At 36.0% G+C, this 2,430-nt stretch carries 2 protein-coding genes; both read right to left on the reverse strand.

Going from position 1 to position 2,430, the window contains the following annotated elements; genetic code table 11:
- Positions 1 to 11 precede the first annotated feature (11 nt).
- Positions 12 to 509, reverse strand: a complete 498-nt coding sequence (locus tag DWX29_RS12390) for an aminoglycoside nucleotidyltransferase (protein WP_009247521.1) — start codon at positions 507 to 509, stop codon at positions 12 to 14.
- Positions 510 to 593: 84 nt separating this feature from the next.
- Positions 594 to 2,138 carry an ATP-binding cassette domain-containing protein gene (locus DWX29_RS12395; RefSeq protein WP_009247522.1) on the reverse strand — a complete coding sequence of 515 codons (1,545 nt, stop codon included), beginning with the start codon at positions 2,136 to 2,138 and terminating at the stop codon, positions 594 to 596.
- Between the last annotated feature and the right edge of the window lie 292 nt (positions 2,139 to 2,430).

Below are 2,430 nucleotides of genomic sequence, written 5' to 3' on the forward strand. Positions count from 1 at the left end.
AAACTGAAATTTTACTTTTCCTTATATTCATCTGGTATTGCTATTTGAAATGTTTCACACAACAGCATCACATCATGCACATCATTTTTATCGTGTTCATATCCCAAATGAAGCATTACCTGACTCAATGGTTCAATACAAGAAACAGTTATATCTCCAACTTTTCCAATACCGGAAAAAGTTTTTGATGGAAATATATCTCCCTCATAAACAATTCCGTCATCTGTAAATTCAAAACAATGTAAATCAATGATTCTTTGTTTATCATCTTTCCAGACAGTATGACCATCCGTTGTATAATCAGTATTTACTTCCTCAAATCCATGCTGCTTAATCACATAAATATAATCATGATAATGTTTCAGTTCAACAAACAAATCAATATCATTGTGTATTCTTGATTCTCTTTTAAGAAGTGCATCAACACCCCATCCGCCATCTAAATATACTTTAATTTCGTTTTGCAAAGCATATTTTATAATTTCACATGCATCTTCTGTACGTACCATAATCTATCCTCCAAATTCAAATCTTTGTATGCTTTCCAACTCACTAAAAGCCTGAAATTTGTCAGTCTTTCATCCTTTTTGTTATCAATCACCAATTAGCTGTAATCCATTAGGATTTAGCTGATATATTTTATCGCACACCTCTTCAATATACTTTCTATCGTGAGAAATGCTAATGACAGCCCCCGGAAATTCTCGGAGCATTTTTCTTATTACCGGACCGGACAATGGTGAAAAATTTCTTGTCGGTTCATCCAGAATAAGAACATTTGCACCACTTAAGCTCATCCTCAAGAGAAGCACTTTCGCCTTTTGTCCGCCTGATAACTCCCGAATCGGATGCTCCATTTCATCTGGTGTGTATTTAAGTGAACCAAGGTATGTTCTAATTCTTGTACGCTCTTCTTTATCTCCTGTTTTATCAAGGTAATCAACCGGTGTAACATCCAAATCCAGCAGGTCTTCATAAGTTTGAGGCATATATTCTGCTTTAATGTCATTCCGATTTAGGAGTTCTTCCGCTATCTTTTTTAGAAGAGTCGTTTTTCCTGCCCCGTTGGCTCCTATCATACAGATTTTTTCTGAACCTTTTATTTTTAAATGAATTCCTTCTGCTAAAATTCTTTTGCCATCCGGAGTCACAAGCTTTGAAAGTTCATATTCTATGACCGTTTTTCCTGCGGGAATGTGTGAGTTTTCATCCCCTAATTTGACAAAGATTGCTTCTTCCTGTTCCGGCATCTGAGTCATATTTTCATCTTCTTTTTCAAATCTTCGTTCCATTGCCTTAACCGTATGCATTTTGTCCTTTAAGTTTTTGGCAACAGACGGTGCTTGTCTGGTACAACTTCTTAATGCACCTTGTACACTCTGCATAACTCTTTGATATTTTTCATCGCGAATCTTTTTCTCCCTACGGTCACTCAGTGCCCGCTGTTTTTGGATTTCAAATTTATGAAGCCGTTCTTCCACATAGCGTCTATAGGGAAGCTTTGCCACGGTATATCTCGCCTTTGTTTTTCGTATAATCTGCTCGATATGTATCACCATGTTGGCAGTACGCTCTATCAGCGTTTCATCGTGTGAAATAAAAAGCACAATGTGCTTCCAGTCATTTATGATTTTTTCCAGTAATGTAAGCGTCGCAATGTCGATGTCATTGGAAGGTTCGTCCAACAACAGCACAGAAACATCGCGAATGAAAAGCCTCATAAGTTGTGTCTTGACTTTTTCGCCTCCTGAAAGACTACCCATTGTCTGGTTACTGTAGAAAAAATCATTTTTCATTCCAAATTTTCCCGCAATAACAGACAATTCTTTAGGCGTTTTCTCCCAGAATATTTCCTCTTCAGAAAAATATTCGTATATTGTTTTTTCCTTATCTTCATCGAGCATCTCCTGCGGAAGATAACCAAGACGTTCGTGTCCCATTATCCTTTCCCCATCTGCTTCTATATAGTTTTCTACAAGCGACGGATTGTATATCCACTTCATTAATGTCGATTTCCCATTTCCCTCTTCTCCAATAATAACTGCCTTATCTCCATCATTTAGCACAAGGTTGAAATCATTAAGAATTATTCTCAGGTCTTTTTTATGTGTTAAATTTAATTTTTTTATCTGCAACATTAAAGTTTCTCCTTTTCGAAGTCTGAGCCAATTATTATTTTGAACACACAAAAACGAGTCTTTTTTGCATACGCAAAAATAGACTCGCTAAATAGACCCTTATTTCTTTTCCAAAAGGAAAACAAAGGAAATGCCTCTTGCGATAATCCAACTTAAGCGTACACAAAACAAACCTATTCTCTACAGGCTCAATAACTATATGTGTCTTACTTAAATCAAATTATCTATTAATCATTTCCTCACCTTACACAAAATGTGCCTTTCTTTCTTCTAATGGCAATACTATCATACT

Source organism: Eubacterium sp. AF19-12LB (assembly GCF_003479125.1).
Taxonomy (GTDB): Bacteria; Bacillota; Clostridia; order Lachnospirales; family Lachnospiraceae; genus Eubacterium_U; species Eubacterium_U album.

Bases quoted from the DNA above. Each gene is read 5' to 3' on its own strand.
- DWX29_RS12395 (WP_009247522.1), bottom strand. From the start codon at position 2,138: ATGTTGCAGATAAAAAAATTAAATTTAACACATAAAAAAGACCTGAGA.
- DWX29_RS12390 (WP_009247521.1), bottom strand. From the start codon at position 509: ATGGTACGTACAGAAGATGCATGTGAAATTATAAAATATGCTTTGCAA.